This window comes from Streptomyces polygonati, from assembly GCF_042650325.1.
GTDB lineage: Bacteria > Actinomycetota > Actinomycetes > Streptomycetales > Streptomycetaceae > Actinacidiphila > Actinacidiphila polygonati.
Map to the genome: position 1 here is coordinate 600,030 of NZ_JBHSBB010000010.1, position 16,269 is coordinate 616,298.

Annotated in this window: 17 protein-coding genes and 1 pseudogene; 6 read left to right on the top strand and 12 right to left on the bottom strand. The window is 72.6% G+C overall.

Annotated features, from left to right (window positions below):
- The first annotated feature begins 30 nt into the window (after positions 1–30).
- Positions 31–843: a TetR/AcrR family transcriptional regulator gene (locus ACFO3J_RS15330; protein ID WP_386430227.1), complete on the top strand. Its 813-nt coding sequence runs from the start codon at positions 31–33 to the stop codon at positions 841–843.
- 37 nt (positions 844–880) lie between these two features.
- On the opposite strand, the gene ACFO3J_RS15335 is transcribed toward ACFO3J_RS15330, so the two are convergent.
- From ACFO3J_RS15335 to ACFO3J_RS15345, 3 genes are all read right to left on the bottom strand, one after another.
- Positions 881–1,126 (bottom strand): DUF397 domain-containing protein, encoded by a 246-nt coding sequence (locus tag ACFO3J_RS15335; protein ID WP_386429940.1) that lies wholly within the window; start codon positions 1,124–1,126, stop codon positions 881–883.
- Positions 1,123–1,980 (bottom strand): helix-turn-helix domain-containing protein, encoded by an 858-nt coding sequence (locus ACFO3J_RS15340; RefSeq protein ID WP_386430228.1) that lies wholly within the window; start codon positions 1,978–1,980, stop codon positions 1,123–1,125. The genes ACFO3J_RS15335 and ACFO3J_RS15340 overlap by 4 nt, the downstream gene beginning before the upstream one ends.
- Before the next feature lie 178 nt (positions 1,981–2,158).
- The gene (locus ACFO3J_RS15345) at positions 2,159–2,476 is read right to left on the bottom strand and encodes an SCO4848 family membrane protein (RefSeq protein ID WP_386429941.1); all 318 of its coding nucleotides are present in this window, start codon (positions 2,474–2,476) and stop codon (positions 2,159–2,161) included.
- 213 nt (positions 2,477–2,689) lie between these two features.
- Between ACFO3J_RS15345 and ACFO3J_RS15350 the strand changes: the two genes are divergently transcribed.
- Complete coding sequence (locus ACFO3J_RS15350; protein ID WP_386430229.1) at positions 2,690–4,015, top strand: D-alanyl-D-alanine carboxypeptidase family protein; 1,326 nt, start codon at positions 2,690–2,692, stop codon at positions 4,013–4,015.
- Here ACFO3J_RS15350 and ACFO3J_RS15355 read toward each other — a convergent pair.
- From ACFO3J_RS15355 to ACFO3J_RS15375, 5 genes and pseudogenes are all read right to left on the bottom strand, one after another.
- Positions 3,951–4,919 (bottom strand): annotated as a pseudogene (locus tag ACFO3J_RS15355) (YihY/virulence factor BrkB family protein); the annotation flags it as partial. The gene ACFO3J_RS15350 and the pseudogene ACFO3J_RS15355 overlap by 65 nt on opposite strands.
- Positions 4,907–5,395, bottom strand: a complete 489-nt coding sequence (locus ACFO3J_RS15360; RefSeq protein WP_386429942.1) for a GtrA family protein — start codon at positions 5,393–5,395, stop codon at positions 4,907–4,909. The pseudogene ACFO3J_RS15355 and the gene ACFO3J_RS15360, both read right to left, overlap by 13 nt.
- A gap of 128 nt (positions 5,396–5,523) precedes the next feature.
- A complete protein-coding gene (locus ACFO3J_RS15365; RefSeq protein WP_386429943.1) occupies positions 5,524–6,489 on the bottom strand; it encodes a decaprenyl-phosphate phosphoribosyltransferase in 966 nt (321 codons plus the stop codon).
- On the bottom strand, positions 6,482–7,018 hold the full coding sequence (locus ACFO3J_RS15370) for a phosphatase PAP2 family protein (RefSeq protein WP_386429944.1): 537 nt from the start codon (positions 7,016–7,018) through the stop codon (positions 6,482–6,484). The genes ACFO3J_RS15365 and ACFO3J_RS15370 overlap by 8 nt, the downstream gene beginning before the upstream one ends.
- Positions 7,019–7,047: 29 nt before the next feature.
- Positions 7,048–7,290, bottom strand: a complete 243-nt coding sequence (locus ACFO3J_RS15375; protein WP_386429945.1) for a hypothetical protein — start codon at positions 7,288–7,290, stop codon at positions 7,048–7,050.
- A 4-nt stretch (positions 7,291–7,294) separates the two neighbouring features.
- Here ACFO3J_RS15375 and ACFO3J_RS15380 point away from each other — a divergent pair, with 4 nt between their 5' ends.
- The gene (locus tag ACFO3J_RS15380; protein ID WP_386429946.1) at positions 7,295–8,680 is read left to right on the top strand and encodes an FAD-binding protein; all 1,386 of its coding nucleotides are present in this window, start codon (positions 7,295–7,297) and stop codon (positions 8,678–8,680) included.
- Between the two features lie 122 nt (positions 8,681–8,802).
- Positions 8,803–9,558, top strand: coding sequence for a decaprenylphospho-beta-D-erythro-pentofuranosid-2-ulose 2-reductase (locus tag ACFO3J_RS15385; protein ID WP_386429947.1), 756 nt, complete (start codon positions 8,803–8,805; stop codon positions 9,556–9,558).
- Positions 9,559–9,614: 56 nt separating this feature from the next.
- On the opposite strand, the gene ACFO3J_RS15390 is transcribed toward ACFO3J_RS15385, so the two are convergent.
- Entirely contained in the window at positions 9,615–10,190 is a 576-nt protein-coding gene (locus tag ACFO3J_RS15390) for a 2'-5' RNA ligase family protein (RefSeq protein ID WP_386430230.1), read from the bottom strand.
- Between the two features lie 245 nt (positions 10,191–10,435).
- Positions 10,436–11,461: a tryptophan--tRNA ligase gene (trpS, locus tag ACFO3J_RS15395; protein WP_386429948.1), complete on the bottom strand. Its 1,026-nt coding sequence runs from the start codon at positions 11,459–11,461 to the stop codon at positions 10,436–10,438.
- A gap of 173 nt (positions 11,462–11,634) precedes the next feature.
- On the opposite strand from trpS, the gene rocD reads away from it, so the two are divergent.
- Both rocD and ACFO3J_RS15405 read left to right on the top strand, forming a co-directional pair.
- Positions 11,635–12,873, top strand: coding sequence for an ornithine--oxo-acid transaminase (rocD, locus tag ACFO3J_RS15400; protein WP_386429949.1), 1,239 nt, complete (start codon positions 11,635–11,637; stop codon positions 12,871–12,873).
- Positions 12,874–13,102: 229 nt separating this feature from the next.
- The gene (locus ACFO3J_RS15405) at positions 13,103–13,945 is read left to right on the top strand and encodes a hypothetical protein (protein WP_386429950.1); all 843 of its coding nucleotides are present in this window, start codon (positions 13,103–13,105) and stop codon (positions 13,943–13,945) included.
- A gap of 77 nt (positions 13,946–14,022) precedes the next feature.
- Here the strand turns inward: ACFO3J_RS15405 and ACFO3J_RS15410 are convergent, their stop codons facing one another.
- Both ACFO3J_RS15410 and ACFO3J_RS15415 read right to left on the bottom strand, forming a co-directional pair.
- On the bottom strand, positions 14,023–15,012 hold the full coding sequence (locus ACFO3J_RS15410) for a malate dehydrogenase (protein ID WP_386429951.1): 990 nt from the start codon (positions 15,010–15,012) through the stop codon (positions 14,023–14,025).
- Between the two features lie 288 nt (positions 15,013–15,300).
- Entirely contained in the window at positions 15,301–16,242 is a 942-nt protein-coding gene (locus tag ACFO3J_RS15415) for a helix-turn-helix domain-containing protein (protein ID WP_386429952.1), read from the bottom strand.
- Positions 16,243–16,269: the final 27 nt, after the last annotated feature.

Consider the following 16,269-nt stretch of genomic DNA (forward strand, 5'->3'; position numbering starts at 1 on the left):
AAGGGCACTAGGCTCACCCGGGTGGAGGACATGGACAGTGGGGCCGACGCCGAGCCGGCCGCGGCCGGGGCCGAAGAGCTGCCGGGGGGGCGGGCCCGGCCGAAGACCGGGAAGAGCGAGCAGACCCGGGCGGTGATCCTGGACACGGCGATGCGGCTGTTCCAGGAGCGCGGCTACGACAAGACCACGATGCGGGCCATCGCCCAGGAGGCCGGCGTCTCGGTCGGCAACGCGTACTACTACTTCGAGTCCAAGGAATTCCTGATCCAGGGGTTCTACGACCTGATGACGCGAGCCCACGCCGTCGACGCGAGGTCCCGTATGGAGGGGGTACGGGACTTCGCCGAGCGGCTGGAGATCGCCCTGGTCTCCTGGCTCGACGAGGCGGCCGACTACCACGAGTTCGCCGCCCAGTTCTTCCGTACGGCCGCCGATCCGGACAGCTCCCTCAGCCCGTTCTCCAACGAGTCCCACCCGGCCCGCGCGACCGCCGTCGCCCTCTTCCGCGACGTGCTCGACGGATCCGACCTCGCCCCGAAACTCGACGCCGAACTCGCGGAGCTGCTCCCGGACCTGCTCTGGCTGCACCTGATGGTCGTCGTCCTCTACTGGGTCTTCGACCGCACCCCGGACACCATCCGGACCCGCGAATTCGTCCGCCGATCGACCCCGTTCGTCGCGCGCGTCATCGCCCTGTCCCGCTATCGCGCCTTCCGCCCCCTGGTCCGCGACGCCAAGTCCCTGATCCAGGACTTCATCCTGCCGACCATAGGCAAATCCCCCCTCCCCCAGCCGAAGCCCGCAGAGCCCGGCCGTCCGGCCAAGAACCCACCCCGAAGCTGAGGCCCCCCTCCCGAGGTGCGGGCCGGGGGTGTGGAGGTCAGAGGTGGGCGGCGTAGGTGGTGAAGGCGGACCACTCCTGGGGGGAGAAGGCGAGTTGGGGACCTTCCTTGTCCTTGGAGTCGCGGACGTGGACGACCTCGGGGCAGGTGGCGACCTCGACGCAGTCGCCTTCGCTCCCGCTGCTGTAGCTGGACTTGTGCCAGGAGAGGGCGACCTCTATGCAGTTGTCCCCCTGCGAGCCGCTGTAACTGCTCTTGAACCAGGCCAGATCCGACGTGCTCATAGCGCCCCTCGCAATCGCTCCAGCAGGCTACGGGAGTCTTCGGGAGTGAGAGCCTGCGAGCGTAGTTTCGCATACCGCTGTTGAAGGACGCTGAGCGATTTCGGGTCAGCGATGAACAGCCCGCTCTCTTGTCCTTCGGAGTAGCCGTACCAGCGGTGCTCCGGGGTTTCCTGCAAGACGATCGGTCCGTCCAGCCCCGCGTGCGACGGCTGCCGCAACGGCATGATCTGTAGCTCCACGTTCCAGTGCCGGGCGTCCACGTCCAGCAGATGATCGAGCAGGTCGCGCGTCACCTCCTCCCCGCCCGTGTGCCGTTCCAGGATCGACTGCTCCAGGATGAAGTTGAAGGCGCACGGCGGTTCGCGATCCGTGGACAGCAGCGCCTGCCGCGACAGCCGCGCGTTGATGCGTGCGGCCACGGCTGCCTCGCCGGCGAGTGGCGGCACGCTCCAGGACACGGCTCGCGCGTACGCCTCGGTCTGCAACAGGCCTGGCACCACCCGGCATTCGTACGTGTTGAGGCTGATCGCCAGCAGTTCCAGCCGCGCCCAGCGGCGGAACCACGCGGCCAACCCCGGCTGCCGCGAGATGTGTTTGATCGCCTTGCGCAGGGCGCCCGTGTTGCCCAGCACCCTCTCCGCCCGCTCCACGAACTCCTCGTCGGCCATCCGGCGGCCCACCTCGATCGAGGCCACCGTGTGCTTGGAGAAATTCACCGCCGCGCCGAACTCCTCCCGGCTCAGGCCCATGTGCTCACGCAGCGCCTGTACGACAGCGCCGAAGGTCCGCAGGCTGTCCGAGGACTCGGGTTCACCGCCCCCGTCGCCCGTACCCGTAACGTCCGCGCCACTCATACCTTCGGCCATCCCGGCCACCTCCCGCGTACATGCCCGCTCACTTGCGCTCGCTTACAGCTCGCACCATGCTCGCGTGCCGGAGGCCGTACCGTCTACCCTGCGTGCGCGTACGGCGCCGGAGCGTACTCAGGCAGAGGCGACCCAGGCCATGCCGGGCCGCCGGGGGCAGTCCCGGTCAGCGGGTCCGCTGAGCTGCGGTCTCTGCCGGGGCCGGGACGGGGGAAGGGGCGACCCCGGCGGTTTCGGCCGCCTCGCGGCGCAGCGCCAGCACGCTCCGCAGCCCCAGCGTGCCGATGGCCGCGCCCAGGAAGAAGGAGACGACCGCCAGGGTGATGTGGATCCAGAAGTAGGCGGTCGGGGCGGAGTGGTCGCCGTGGTGGAAGGCGAGGCCGCTGGTGTCCTTCCAGAGATTCTTGGCGAAGATGGTCCAAACGATCAAGGACCAGACGCCGAAGGCGACGAGGAACCAGGACACCCGGCGACTGAGCTTCATACGTCCCAGTATGGGTCGGACCCGGTCGGCCGCCGAGGGCGGGGGGACCCGGGGCAGCCCCGCGCCGGGGACCGGGTTCCGCACGGAATGGTGGGAGATGTCACGTCGCCGGGGGCCGACCCGGTGGGTCGGGTGTGCGGAGAGGGGCGGTACGTTCGGAAGGTGCTTTTGACTGGAACCACCGCTCCGCGTCGTACCGCGCTGGCCGTGTCCATGATCGTCACGCTGCTCGGCGGGGTCGCGTTCGGGGCCGGGACAGCCGTCGCGGCACCGATACCGCCGCCCAAGCCGCCCAAACAGACCAGAGCGACGACCAAGCCGACCCCGATGCCGCCCGCGCAGCTGTCGAAGCTGGGCGGGGACCGGCTGGGTGTGCCGGGGACGCAGGTGAACGCGGCGGCCGGAGTGCCCGCCCTGCCGGCGAAGCTGACCTCGCGCTCGTGGATCGTCGCGGACGCCGAGACCGGGGCGGTGCTGGCCGAGCACAACGCGCACTGGCAGTTGCCGCCGGCCAGCACGCTGAAGATGCTGTTCGCGGACACGGTGATGCCGAGGCTGCCCAAGACCGAGGTGCACAAGGTGGTGCCGTCGGACCTCGCCGGAATGGGGGCGGGCAGCAGCCTGGTGGGCATAAAGGAGAACCTCAGCTACTCCGTGCGCGACCTGTGGCTGGGCGTCTTCCTGCGGTCGGGCAACGACGCGGTGCACGTGCTGTCCGCGATGTACGGCGGGCTGCCCAAGACGGTGGCCGACATGAACGCCGAGGCGCACGAGCTGCAAGCCGGCGACACCCATGTGGTGACGCCGGACGGCTATGACGAGCCCGGCCAGGTCAGCAGTGCCTACGACCTGACGCTGTTCGCCCGGCAGGGCCTGCAGAACGCCGACTTCCGGGCCTACTGCTCGACGGTCAACGCCCAGTTCCCCGGCGACTACGTGAAGAACAAGCAGGGCAAGCCGACCGGCGTCCGCAGCTCCTTCGCGATCTCGAACACCAACCGGCTGCTCAGCGGCGACTACGACCTGAGCCGCTACCCGGGCATCGCCGGTGTGAAGAACGGCAACACCACCGACGCCGGCGCCACCTTCACCGGCGTCGCCCAGCGCGGCGGGCGCACGCTGCTGGTCACCGTGATGAACCCGTCCGGGACCGAGCACGACGAGGTCTACCGGGAGGGCGCCTCCCTGCTGGACTGGGGCTTCAAGGCGGCGCCGGTCGTCAAGCCGGTGGGGACGCTCGTGCCGCCGCTGAGCAAGCTGCCGCACACGGTGGCAGGCAAGTCGGCCCCGGCGCCCGGCGCGGCGCAGCAGCCTCGGGTGGCGACCGCGGCCAGTACGTCTCCGGTGTCCTCCTCGGGGGGACGCTGGACGGCGGTCGGCGTGGCGGCGGGCACCGCCGTGCTGCTGGCGGCGGTGGTCATCGTCGTGCGACGGCGGCGCCCGCTTCCGTCCGAGGTCGGAGCTGGCGGTCCAGGCGATGGGAGCCGGACCCGCCGTTCGCGGGGCCGTCCCCGTTCGCGCCGCCGTCGGGCCCGCTAGCCCGCGGGCCCGGGTCCCGTGCGGACTCCTGCCCGGCGGCGGTCCGCGACGGCGGTGAGTGCACCGGGGTCGCCGTCCACGCGGCGCAGTACAGCAGCAGCCTGGCCACGAAGTTGATCCAGATCAGCAGCGCGACCGGCGTGCCGAAGGCGCCGTAGACGTTCTTGCCGGCCACCTCGCGCAGATAGCCGCTCAGGCCCAGCTTCAGCGCCTCGAAGACGACCGAGCCGATCACCGCGGCCTGGATCACCGCGCGGCGCGGGGGCTCCACCGCGGGCAGCTGCGTCAGCAGATAGACCAGGATCAGGAAGCTCGCGACGACCGCCAGGACGATGCCGGCCAGGGTGAGCAGCGCCGGTCCCGGCCCGTTGTGGGCCAGGCCGAGCCGGGCGGCGGTCCAGTCGACGGCCTCGGTGGCGAAGCCGGAGACGGAGAGCGAGACGACGACGGCGGTGCCCAGGCCGAGCAGCACTCCGGCGTCCCCCACCTTGCTGGTCAGCGGGTTGCGCGGCTGGTCGTCCTTCTCCCAGACCGCGCGCAGGCAGCCCCGCAGCGCGCTGATCCAGTTGACGCCCGTGACGAGCAGCACGGCGCCGGCGATCAGCCCGATGGTGCCGGCGTTGTCGACCAGTCCGCTGATGTCCAACTGGTTGGCGATGCCGGGGATCTGCTGGGAGATCTTGTTCTCCAGCGCGTCCAGCTGCCCCCGGGACAGCAGCACCGCGCCGACCGCCGCGACCACGGTGAGCAGCGGGAAGAGCGCCAGGAAACTGCTGAAGGTCAGGGCGGCGGCCAGCCGGGCCCAGTGCACGGTCAGCAGATGGTCGAACGCCCGGTAGGCGTGGGTGCGCATCACGGCCGCGATACGCGGGCCGATCCAGGGCAGCCCGGTCAACCAGTCCATGTGGGGCCGTTACCTTCCTCCGGGTCGGGCACGCCGGCCGTGCCCTGGACGGGGGATTGGACAGGGGAGGGGGCGGGCGCCCCGGCGGACCGGGCCGGGCGGAACACCAGGGTGCGGGTCCCCCAGAACCGCAGCGCGGTGCCCAGCAGCATGCCGATGCCGAGCCCGGAGACCAGGTCGTCGCGCTGGGTGGTGAGGCCGAGCAGGTAGTGCGAGCAGCCCAGGCAGATCAGCTGGACGGCGGCGCCGGCCACGTTCACCACCAGGAACACCCCGTAGCGGCGGGCCCGCCCGACCGCCGGGGTGCGGCCCCGGTAGGTGATGAAGGAGTTGCCCAGGTAGGCGACCGTGCAGCTGGCCACGAAGGACAGTGACTTCGCGGTGAGCGGGCCGAGTCCCCAGTGCCCGCGCAGCCAGATGAACAGGCCCAGGTCGGTGATGTAGGCGGCGGCCCCGGCGAAGGCGAAGCCCATCATCTCGGGCAGCATCGGTCGCCCGACGCGCTCCCCCGGCCCGGCCCGGCCGCCCGCGCGCCCCGCGCCGGCCGACTCCCCCGGCCCCCGGGCCTCCCGTCGCTCCGACCGCCGCCGGAATCCCGGTGGTCTCACTGATTGACCACGGCGAGTACGTACAGCACGCCCCACGCCAGCGCGATCAGGACCAGCGCCCGGTCCCGCAGCACCACGTCCTCGGGCTCACCGGCGGTCCCGGCGTCGGCGAAGACCGCGTAGCGCAGGACCGACAGGGTGAAGGGGATCATCGACAGCTGCCGCCAGGGCATCAGGCCGCGCGGCTGGCCGCCGGTCTCCATCGCCCACAGGCAGTAGGCCAGCACCGCCACGCCCGCCGCGAGCTGCCAGACGAAGCGCAGATAGCCGGAGGTGTAGGAGCTGAGCAGGGCGCGGGAGGCGGCGACGTTCTTCCGCGAGGACATCAGCATCAGCTCGGAGTAGCGCTTGGCGGCGACCATGAAGAGCGCGCCGAAGCCGGAGGTGATCAGGAACCAGCGGGACAGGTCGATGTCGAGGGCGATCCCGCCGGCCATCGCCCGCATCAGGAAGCCGCCGGTGACGATGACCAGGTCGACGACCAGGACGTGCTTCAGCCACACGCAGTAGGCCAGTTGCATGACGACATAGCCGGCCAGCAGCGCGGCGGTGTCGGTGTTGCAGGCCAGCACGGCGGTGGCGGGCGCGAGCACGGCCAGCACCGCGCCGGCGGTGTAGGCGGCGCGGACCGGCACCTGGCCGCTGGCCACCGGGCGCCGGCGCTTCACCGGGTGGGCCCGGTCGGCCTCGGCGTCCCGGGCGTCGTTGATCAGATAGACGGCGGCGGCGCAGGCGGTGAAGAGCGTCAGCACCACGGCGAGCCGCAGCGACTCCATGGGGCTGAGCAGCTTGGCGGCGGCGAAGGGGGCGGCGAGCACCAGCCCGTTCTTCATCCACTGCCGGGGCCGCGCGGTCCGCAGCAGTCCGCCGGCCAGCGTCAGCGCGGAGCTGCCGGAGGGCGGGACGCGGTCGGGCGGGCCGGGGCTGGGGTCCTCGACCAGTGCGGCGGAGGGATCAGTCATCGCGTACACCTGCCAGTGCCCAGCGGCGGCCGAGGCGGGCCATCGCCCCGCCGAGCAGCGCGCCGAAGGCGACATCGGTCGGGTAGTGGACGCCCACCACCAGCCGGGACACGCAGATCGCGGCGGCCAGCGGCGGGAAGGGTCCGCGCGGCAGCAGCGCCCCGAAGGCGATGGCCGCGGCGGCGGAGGAGGCGGCGTGCGAGCTGGGGAAGCTGTGCCGGCCGGCGGTGCGCACCAGCGGCGCCGGGCCGGGGAGGTCGGGGCGGGGGCGGCGGACCACGCGTTTGACGGCCATGCTCGTCGCGTGCGAGGCGGCGACCAGCGCGGTGGCCCGCAGCCAGGCGCGGCGCCGGGCCGGGTCGGCGCCCGCGCCGGCCAGCCCGGCGAGCAGCCACACCGCGCCGTGCTCGCCGGCCCAGGACAGCCCGCGCGCGGCGGCCGCGACATCGGGGTGGGTGCCGCATCTGCGCAGCGCGGTGAGCAGATGGTGGTCCGCGCGCCGCGCGACGGCGGAGTCGGGGTAGCGCACCGGCGGTTCTCCCCACGTGGGCGGCGGACCTATGACACGAAGGTCATACGGGCGATACAGGAGATACAGGAGATACGGGTGACGCTGGTGCCACGGGCATCACGAGCAATATGCACCATATGCTCGATATGGGCAGTATCAGACACCACGTTCTTACCGTGCGAACCCGTCGCCCGCGCACTCCCGTTCGCCCTTTTCAGTGAGAAAAGCCCCATAAGCGTCATTCTCAGTACATTCTCGGCAATCAGCATGTCTTCCGGCGCTACGGTCACCGGTATGCCCGTACCCCCCGCCCCGGCCACCGCCCCCGACCCGGCGCCGTCGTCCGTCACCGGCTGGGGCCGTACGGCTCCGACCACCGCCCGGCTGCTGCGCCCCCGGTCGTACGAGGAGACCGCCGCCGCCGTCCTCGGCAGCGACGGCCGCGGCATCATCGCCCGCGGCCTCGGTCGGGCCTACGGCGACGCGGCGCAGAACGCGGGCGGCGCGGTCCTGGACATGACGGGTCTGGACCGCATCCACGAGATCGACGCGGTGAACGGGCTGGTGGTGTGCGACGCCGGGGTCTCCCTGCACCGGCTGATGGAGGTGCTGCTGCCGCTCGGCTGGTTCGTACCCGTCTCGCCCGGCACGCGCTTCGTGACGGTCGGCGGGGCCATCTGCGCGGACATCCACGGCAAGAACCACCATGTCTCCGGCTCCTTCACCCGGCACGTCCGGGCCATCGAGCTGCTGACCGGCGACGGCGAGACCCGGCTGGTCACCCCCGAGGACGAACCGGAGCTGTTCTGGGCGACGGCCGGCGGCATGGGCCTGACCGGGGTGGTGCTGGCGGCCACCATCGACCTGGTGCCGGTGGAGACCTCGCTGATGACGGTGGACACCGAACGCGCCGTCGACCTGGACGACCTGATGGCCCGGCTCACCGCGACCGACCACGAGTACCGCTACTCGGTGGCCTGGATCGACCTGCTGGCGCGCGGCGCCCGCACCGGACGCGCGGTGCTGACCCGCGGCGACCACGCCCCGCTCGACGCACTGCCCGGCCGGGCCCGCCGCACCGCGCTCGCCTTCCGTCCCGGGCGACTGCCGGCCGCCCCCCGCTTCGTGCCGGACGGGCTGCTCGGCCGCACCACGGTCGGGCTCTTCAACGAACTCTGGTACCGCAAGGCGCCGCGCGAGCGCCGCGGCCGGCTGCAGAAGATCGCCTCCTTCTTCCACCCGCTGGACGGCCTGCCGGAATGGAACCGGATCTACGGGCGCAGCGGCTTCGTGCAGTACCAGTTCGTGGTGGGTTACGGCCAGGAGGAGGCGCTGCGCCGGATCGTACGGCGGCTGAGCACCCGCGGCTGCCCGTCGTTCCTCGCGGTGCTCAAGCGGTTCGGCGACGGGGATCCGGGCTGGCTGTCCTTCCCGATGCCCGGCTGGACGCTGGCGCTGGACATCCCCGCGTCGCTGTCCGGGCTCGGCTCGCTGCTGGACGAGCTGGACGACGAGGTGGCCGGCGCCGGTGGCCGGGTCTACCTCGCCAAGGACTCCCGGCTGCGGCCGGAGATGGTGGCCCGGATGTATCCGCGGCTCGACGACTTCCGCGAGCTGCGGGCCCTGCACGACCCGCGCGGCGCCATCACCTCGGACCTGGCCCGCCGGCTCGGGCTGTGACGGAATCCATGAAGGGGCCCGTGAACGGGCTCATGAACGGGCCCGGACCAGCACGAACAAGCACGGACGAGCAGGAACGAACAGGACCGAGTACGACCGAGTACGACCGAGGGAGTACGCATATGAAGGACGCATTCGGGGCACCGCAGTCGCTGCTGCTCCTGGGCGGCACCTCCGAGATCGGGCTGGCCACCGCCCGGCGGCTGATCGGGCGCCGCACCCGCAAGGTATGGCTGGCCGGGCGGCCCTCCCCCGCCCTGGACGCGGCGGCGGCCCGGCTGCGCGCGCTGGGCGCCGACACCCGGGTGGTCCCCTTCGACGCGCTCGACCCCGCCTCCCACGAGGACACCCTCGGCAAGGTCTTCGCCGAGGGTGATGTGGACGCCGTCCTGCTCGCCTTCGGCGTGCTCGGCGACCAGGCCCGCGACGAGCAGGAACCAGCCGCGGCGGTCCGGGTCGCGCAGACCAACTACGCCGGCTCGGTGTCCTCCGCCCTGGTCTGCGGCGCGGCCCTCCAGCGCCAGGGGCACGGCTCGCTGATCGTGATGTCCTCGGTGGCCGGCGAGCGCGGCCGGCGCTCCAACTTCATCTACGGCAGCAGCAAGGCGGGTCTGGACGTCTTCGCGCAGGGCCTCGGCGACGCGCTGCGCCCGGCAGGCGTCCATGTGCTGGTCGTACGCCCCGGCTTCGTCCGGACGAAGATGACCGCGGGCCGCCCGGAAGTGCCGCTGTCCACCACCCCGGAGGCGGTCGCGGCCGCCATCGAGTCCGGCCTGCGCCGCCGGTCCGAGGTGATGTGGGTGCCGGGGACGCTCCGCCCGGTCATGTCGGTGCTGCGGCACCTTCCCCGCGCGGTCTTCCGCAGGCTGCCGCTGTAGCGGCGGGTTTCCGAAGACGCGTCTCCGGGGCGGGTCCTAGCCTTGGGGACCGGCCCTCAGATACGGGTCGGCGTACGGGTGGCCTGCTGCTGCGGCACCGCCGGCTGCTCGTCCGGCGGGCCGAAGGGGAAGTCCTGGATCTTGCGCCAGACGCCGTCCCCGCCCTGGACGTAGAGGGCGAAGCCGATCGCCGACCAGCCGGCCGCGAACGCGGCCAGTTCGGCCTGGGCGCGGTCCAGCGCGGCGTCCGGGATGCCGTGCGCCACCGTGACATGCGGGTGGTACGGGAACTGGAGCTCGCGCTCCACCGGCCCGGACCGTACCCGCTCCTGGAGCTCCGCACAGGCCGGACCGCCCTCGGCGACCCGGAGGTAGACCACCGGCGACAGCGGCCGGAAGGTGTCGGTGCCGTCCAGCCGCATCGCGAACGGGCGGCCGGCGTTCGCCACCCTCGTCAGATGGCGCTGGAAGGCGGGCAGCTCAGCGGGTGCGACCTCGGTGGGCGGCAGCAGCGTGACATGGGTGGGGATGGCGCGGGCGGCCGGGTCGCCGAAGGAGCTCCGCCGGTCCTGGAGCAAGCGGCCGTACGGCTCCGGGACCGCGATGGACACGCCGATCGTGGTGGTACCCACAGCGCTCCCCATGCGTTTCACCCCTTTCCCCACGTCGGTCACAAACTCGGGCAACCGAGATGCCAGTGTCGCGCGTAGAGGGGCATGCCGGACAGCGACGTAGGTCACAGATCCCCGATCCGCGACCCAGGCCACTCCTCAGCTCCGGCACACCGCCCCTTCCGCTCGACGAAACCTCAGCGCTTCCGTACGTCCTTGCCGTGGCTCAGTAGCTCAGCACTTCAGCACTCCAGTGCCCTGGCACCTCAGTGCTTCGCCGGTACGAAGCCGATCCGGTCGTAGGCCGCCGCCAGCGTCTCCGCGGCGACCGCTCGCGCCTTCTCGGCCCCCTTGGCCATCACCGCGTCCAGTGTTTCCGGATCTCCCAGATACTCCTGCGTACGCTCCCGGAACGGTGTGACCCACGCCACGAAGATCTCCGCGACGTCCGTCTTCAGCGCACCGTAGCCCTTGCCGGCGTACTGCTCCTCGAGTTCCGGGATTCCGGTGCCGGTGAGGGCCGAGTGAATCGTGAGCAGGTTGCTGACGCCCGGCTTGTCCTTTTCGTCGAACCGCACCACCGTGTCGGTGTCGGTCACCGCCGAGCGGAACTTCTTGGCCGAGACGCCCGGCTCGTCCAGCAGGTTGACCAGGCCCTTCGGCGAGGCCGCCGACTTGCTCATCTTGGCCGTCGGGTCCTGGAGGTCGTGGATCTTGGCGACCTCGCGCACGATGTGCGCGGCCGGCAGGTTGAAGGTCTGCCCGAAGCGGCCGTTGAAGCGCTCCGCGAGGTCCCGGGTCAGCTCGATGTGCTGCCGCTGGTCCTCGCCGACCGGCACCGCGTCCGCCTGGTAGAGCAGGATGTCGGCGACCTGGAGGATCGGATACGTGAACAGGCCGACGGTGGCCCGGTCGGCTCCCTGCTTGGCGGACTTGTCCTTGAACTGCGTCATCCGGGACGCCTCGCCGAAGCCGGTGATGCAGTTCATCACCCAGGCGAGCTGGGCGTGCTCGGGCACATGGCTCTGGATGAACAGCGTGCAGCGGTCCGGGTCCAGCCCGGCCGCCAGCAGCTGGGCGGCGGCGAGCCGGGTATTGGCCCGCAGCCCGGCCGGGTCCTGCGGCATGGTGATGGCGTGCAGGTCCACGACCATGTAGAACGCGTCGTGCGTCTCCTGCAGCGCCACATACTGGCGGACCGCACCGAGGTAGTTGCCCAGGTGGAAGGAGCCCGCGGTGGGCTGGATGCCGGAGAGGGCGCGCGGACGCCCGGGGATGCGTTCAGAGGCCATGGCCCCATTCTCTCAGGTCGGTCCAGCCCGCCCCCACCCCCGCGGGCCTTCGCTGTGGACGACGGGTGAGCGACCATGGAGGGGAGCGGAAGGGAGTACACCGCAGGGGGCACCACCCCCGCCCAGCGCCGGGCCCGGCCGGTCTCCCGACGTACGACGATCGGAGCACGCACGTGACCACCCTCTCCAGCATCTCCAGTGCCGGTACCACGGCCACCGAACGCCAGATCGCGGCGGCCGAGGCCCACAGCGCGCACAATTACCACCCGCTGCCCGTCGTCATCGCCTCCGCCGAGGGGTCGTGGGTGACGGATGTCGAGGGCCGCCGCTACCTCGACCTGCTGGCCGGCTACTCCGCGCTGAACTTCGGCCACGGGCACCCCCGGCTGATAGCGGCCGCCAAGGCCCAGCTCGACCGGGTCACGCTCACCTCGCGCGCCTTCCACCACGACCGTTTCGCCGCGTTCTGCGGGGAGCTGGCGGAGCTGTGCGGGATGGAGACGGTGCTGCCGATGAACACCGGGGCGGAGGCGGTGGAGACCGCGATCAAGACGGCCCGCAAGTGGGGCTACCAGGTCAAGGGCGTCCCCGACGGCAAGGCCACCATCGTGGTGGCCGCCGACAATTTCCACGGCCGCACCACCACGATCGTCAGCTTCTCCACCGACCCCGAGGCCCGCGCCGACTTCGGCCCGTACACCCCGGGCTTCAAGGTGGTGCCCTACGGCGACCTCGACGCGCTCGACGCGGCGGTCGACGAGAACACGGTCGCGGTGCTGCTGGAGCCGATCCAGGGCGAGGCCGGCGTCCTCGTGCCCCCGCCCGGCTATCTCGCCGGGGTGCGGCGGCTCACCCAGGAGCGCCGGGTGCTCTTCATCGCCGACGAGATCCAGTCCGGCCTGGGCCGCACCGGCCGTACGTTCGCGTGCGAGCACGAGGGTGTGGTGCCGGACATGTACGTGCTCGGCAAGGCGCTCGGCGGCGGGGTCGTCCCGGTCTCGGCGGTCGTCTCCTCCCGCGAGGTGCTGGGCGTCTTCCGCCCGGGCGAACACGGGTCCACCTTCGGCGGCAACCCGCTGGCCTGCGCGGTCGGCCTCGAAGTCCTGGCGATGCTGCGGACGGGCGAATACCAGGAGCGCGCCGCCACGCTCGGCGACCACCTGCACGCCGAGCTCCAGACCCTCGTCCCCACCGGCGCGGTCACCGCCGTCCGCGGCCGCGGCCTGTGGGCCGGCCTCGACATCGCCCCCGCCCTCGGCACCGGCCGCATCATCTCCGAACGCCTCCTCCCCCAAGGCCTCCTCGTCAAGGACACCCACGGCTCCACCATCCGCCTGGCCCCACCCCTCACGATCACCGAAGACGACCTCGACTGGGCGCTGGCGCGGCTCCGCGGGGTGCTGGCGGGGTAGGTTCTCGATCTTCCCGGGCGGCTGACCCGGCGGAGTCCGCCCGGGGGGAGAGCGGATGCTCCCCCCGCACGGGCCGGCAGCCGCCGATGGTGGCGCGCCCCCGCAAGGGGAACCGTCCGCCGACAAACCACCCGCACGGGTGGCACGGGTGGGAAACACCCCCCGCCCGGGCAGGGCAGCCGCCGACGGAAGGGGAAGCGGGGGCCGGCGCCCCCCATAGGCTCTGCGGATGCTTACCGGAATGCTTGCCGCGCTCGGCGCAGCCGCCGCCTTCGGGGTCGCGTCCGTGCTGCAAGCCGTCGGCGCCAGGGCCGCCGAGCCCGGCAGCGGCTCCGGGGTCGACACGAAACTGCTGGCGCGAGCCGTACGGCAGTGGAAGTACGTGGCCGGCCTCGGCCTGGACCTCGCCGGGTTCGCCCTGGAACTCGTCGCGCTGCGCGAACTGCCGATCTACACGGTCGGCGCCGCCCTCGCCGCGAGCCTGGCCGTGACCGCGGTGACCGCCAGCCGGATGCTGAACGTACGGCTCGGCCGCCGGGAATGGGCCGCGGTCGCCACCGTCTGCGGCGGCCTCGCCCTGCTGGGCCTCGCCTCCGGCACCGAGGGCGGAGGCCATGGCGGCACCGCGCTGCGCTGGGGCACGCTGGCCGCCGCGGCGGTCGTCCCCGCGCTGGGCTCAGCGGCGGGCCGCCTCCCCGGGAAGGCCAGGGCGGCAGCCCTCGGACTCGGCGCCGGTCTCGGCTTCGGCATCGTCGAGGTGTCCGTCCGCCTCATCGACACGCCGCGGCCGGCCGAACTCCTCGCCAACCCCGCGCTGTACGCCCTGCTGCTGGGCGGCGCCGCCGCCTTCCTCCTCCTGACCTCCGCCCTGCAGCGCGGCTCGGTGACCGCCGCCACCGCCGGCATGGTGATCGGGGAGACGATCGGCCCCGCGCTGGTCGGGGTCCTGGCCCTGGGCGACCGTACCCGCGACGGCTGGGCCCCGGCCGCCGTGTCCGGCTTCGTCCTCGCCGTCCTGGGAGCCCTCGCCCTGGCCCGCTTCGGCGAGCCCCCGCCCCCCGGGAACCCGTAAGGGGCCCGGCGCGATAGCCGGAGCCCCTTACGTGCGTCACCCGAGCGGGACGCGCGAGCGTCAGACCGGGCCGACCGTCAGATCAGCCCCAGCGCCCGCACCGCTTCCCGCTCCTCTTCAAGCTCCTTCACCGACGCGTCGATCCGCGCCCGCGAGAACTCGTTGATGTCCAGGCCCTGGACGATCTCGTACGCGCCGTCCTTCGTGGTGACGGGGAAGGAGGAGATCAGGCCGGTCGGGACGCCGTAGGAGCCGTCCGAGACGACGCCCATCGAGGTCCAGTCGCCCTGGGCGGTGCCGGTGACCCAGGTGTGGACGTGGTTGAGGGCGGCGGAGGCCGCCGACGCCGCCGAGGAGGCGCCGCGGGCCTCGATGATCGCCGCGCCGCGCTTCGCCACGGTCGGGATGAAGGTGTCGGCCAGCCACTGCTCGTCGTTGACGACCTCGGCCGCGTTCTTGCCGGCCACCTCCGCGTGGAAGATGTCCGGGTACTGGGTGGCCGAGTGGTTGCCCCAGATGGTGAGCCGCTTGATGTCGGAGACCTGCGCGCCGGTCTTCTTCGCGAGCTGCGCGATCGCCCGGTTGTGGTCCAGGCGGGTCATCGCGGTGAAGCGCTCCGCCGGTACGTCCGGGGCCGCCGACCGCGCGATGAGCGCATTGGTGTTCGCCGGGTTGCCGACCACCAGCACCTTGATGTCGTCGGCCGCGTGGTCGTTGATCGCCTTGCCCTGCGGCTTGAAGATGCCGCCGTTCGCCGAGAGCAGGTCGCCGCGCTCCATGCCGGCGGTGCGCGGGCGGGCGCCGACCAGCAGGGCCACGTTCGCGCCGTCGAAGGCCGCGTTGGGGTCGTCGGTGATGTCGATGCCGCGCAGCAGCGGGAAGGCGGCGTCGTCCAGCTCCATGGCGGTGCCCTCGGCGGCCTTGAGGCCCTGCGGGATCTCCAGGAGCCGGAGGTTCACCGGTACGTCCGCGCCGAGCAGGTGGCCCGAGGCGATACGGAAGAGGAGCGCGTAGCCGATCTGGCCGGCCGCTCCGGTGACGGTGACGTTGACGGGAGTGCGAGTCATGCCTTCTCCTGGCCTTTTCCTGCTGCGGGTAACTGGTCGCCCCGGCAGTGGCCCAGGCGGCCCCTAACGTGGATCTCTCGGCGTCAAGAGAGCCAACCGTCAGGCTATCGCGGGTCGGCGCCACCGATGCCCCGCGGGTATGTGGCACCGGTCACCGGGCCGCCCCGGAAGCCCGGTGCGGGAACGATTCAGCCACCCCCGCCGCCACTTCCGGCCGACACGCCGACCCGAGGCCCCGACCTCACCCGCTAACCCCGCGCTCCGGCCCGGCAGTTCACTTCGACCGCGTCATCCGATGCAGATACCCAGCACGATGAGGCCGATGCACAGCTTGCTGGGGCTCGGCGTGGGTGCCGGCGCCGACGTCGGCGGCGCGGTGGTGGGCGAGGCGGAGGGCGAGGCGCCGCCGGGTCCCGCGCCGCCGGTCGTCGGCGGGGCGCTGACGCCGCCGGACCCGCCCGAACCGGGCTCGGGATCGGCACCGGAGCCCGAACCCTGGTCCGGACCCGAGCCCGAGCCGGGTGCCGCGCCGGCCGTCCCGGTCCGGGGTCCGGCGGGCGGCGGCGTCGTGCTGGCCGCCCCGCCCATCACCGACGGCCGGTCGCCGGACGCGGCGCCCGCCGTCGTACCGGCCGCCGGTGCCCGGCCCGAAGCGGCCGGTGCGAGCGCCCCCGGCGACCCGGCGGGCCCGCCGGAGCCAGCAGCGGCCCTGCCGGCCGGCGCCCGGCCCACCGCGCCTTCGGGAGACGCGGCCACCCCGGAAGGCAGCGGACTTCCGGCCGGAGCCCGGCCGCTGCTCGTGCCCGCCGTCAGGATCACCGCCACCAGCGCGGCGACGGCCAGCACCCCCGCTGCCGCCAGCAGCAGTAATCGCCGCCCGCGCCCGGGCAGTCCGTCCTCGGCGCCCAGCGGATCGAGCGGGTCGGGATGCGGCACCCGCCTGCCGCGTACCCGGTCACCGGCTCCCGCGCTCGCCTTCTCGGCGAGCTTCCACAGCGCGCCGATCCGGTCGTAGTCGGCTCCGCTGACCTGCGCCAGGACCTCCACCGCGTCCAGCGGCGGCAACCGCCGGCCGGCCAGCGCGCGTTCCCAGTTCTCGGCGGACTGGGCGGTACGGGCCGCCAGCGCCGGCACGGTCAGCCCGCTGCGGTCCTTCATCCGCCGTAACTGCGTGGCGAGCCGCCGCACATCCACCGGGATGCTGTCCGCCAACGGCTCCCACTGACCCACGCCCTGTCCCCCGCATCGCTCGGTACC

What these genes read in the sequence shown, in the direction of transcription:
- ACFO3J_RS15330 (WP_386430227.1), top strand. Translation starts at nt 31, where the DNA reads ATGGACAGTGGGGCCGACGCCGAGCCGGCCGCGGCCGGGGCCGAAGAG.
- ACFO3J_RS15335 (WP_386429940.1), bottom strand. Translation starts at nt 1,126, where the DNA reads ATGAGCACGTCGGATCTGGCCTGGTTCAAGAGCAGTTACAGCGGCTCG.
- ACFO3J_RS15340 (WP_386430228.1), bottom strand. Translation starts at nt 1,980, where the DNA reads ATGAGTGGCGCGGACGTTACGGGTACGGGCGACGGGGGCGGTGAACCC.
- ACFO3J_RS15345 (WP_386429941.1), bottom strand. Translation starts at nt 2,476, where the DNA reads ATGAAGCTCAGTCGCCGGGTGTCCTGGTTCCTCGTCGCCTTCGGCGTC.
- ACFO3J_RS15350 (WP_386430229.1), top strand. Translation starts at nt 2,690, where the DNA reads ATGATCGTCACGCTGCTCGGCGGGGTCGCGTTCGGGGCCGGGACAGCC.
- ACFO3J_RS15360 (WP_386429942.1), bottom strand. Translation starts at nt 5,395, where the DNA reads ATGATGGGCTTCGCCTTCGCCGGGGCCGCCGCCTACATCACCGACCTG.
- ACFO3J_RS15365 (WP_386429943.1), bottom strand. Translation starts at nt 6,489, where the DNA reads ATGACTGATCCCTCCGCCGCACTGGTCGAGGACCCCAGCCCCGGCCCG.
- ACFO3J_RS15380 (WP_386429946.1), top strand. Translation starts at nt 7,295, where the DNA reads ATGCCCGTACCCCCCGCCCCGGCCACCGCCCCCGACCCGGCGCCGTCG.
- ACFO3J_RS15385 (WP_386429947.1), top strand. Translation starts at nt 8,803, where the DNA reads ATGAAGGACGCATTCGGGGCACCGCAGTCGCTGCTGCTCCTGGGCGGC.
- trpS (WP_386429948.1), bottom strand. Translation starts at nt 11,461, where the DNA reads ATGGCCTCTGAACGCATCCCCGGGCGTCCGCGCGCCCTCTCCGGCATC.
- ACFO3J_RS15405 (WP_386429950.1), top strand. Translation starts at nt 13,103, where the DNA reads ATGCTTACCGGAATGCTTGCCGCGCTCGGCGCAGCCGCCGCCTTCGGG.
- ACFO3J_RS15410 (WP_386429951.1), bottom strand. Translation starts at nt 15,012, where the DNA reads ATGACTCGCACTCCCGTCAACGTCACCGTCACCGGAGCGGCCGGCCAG.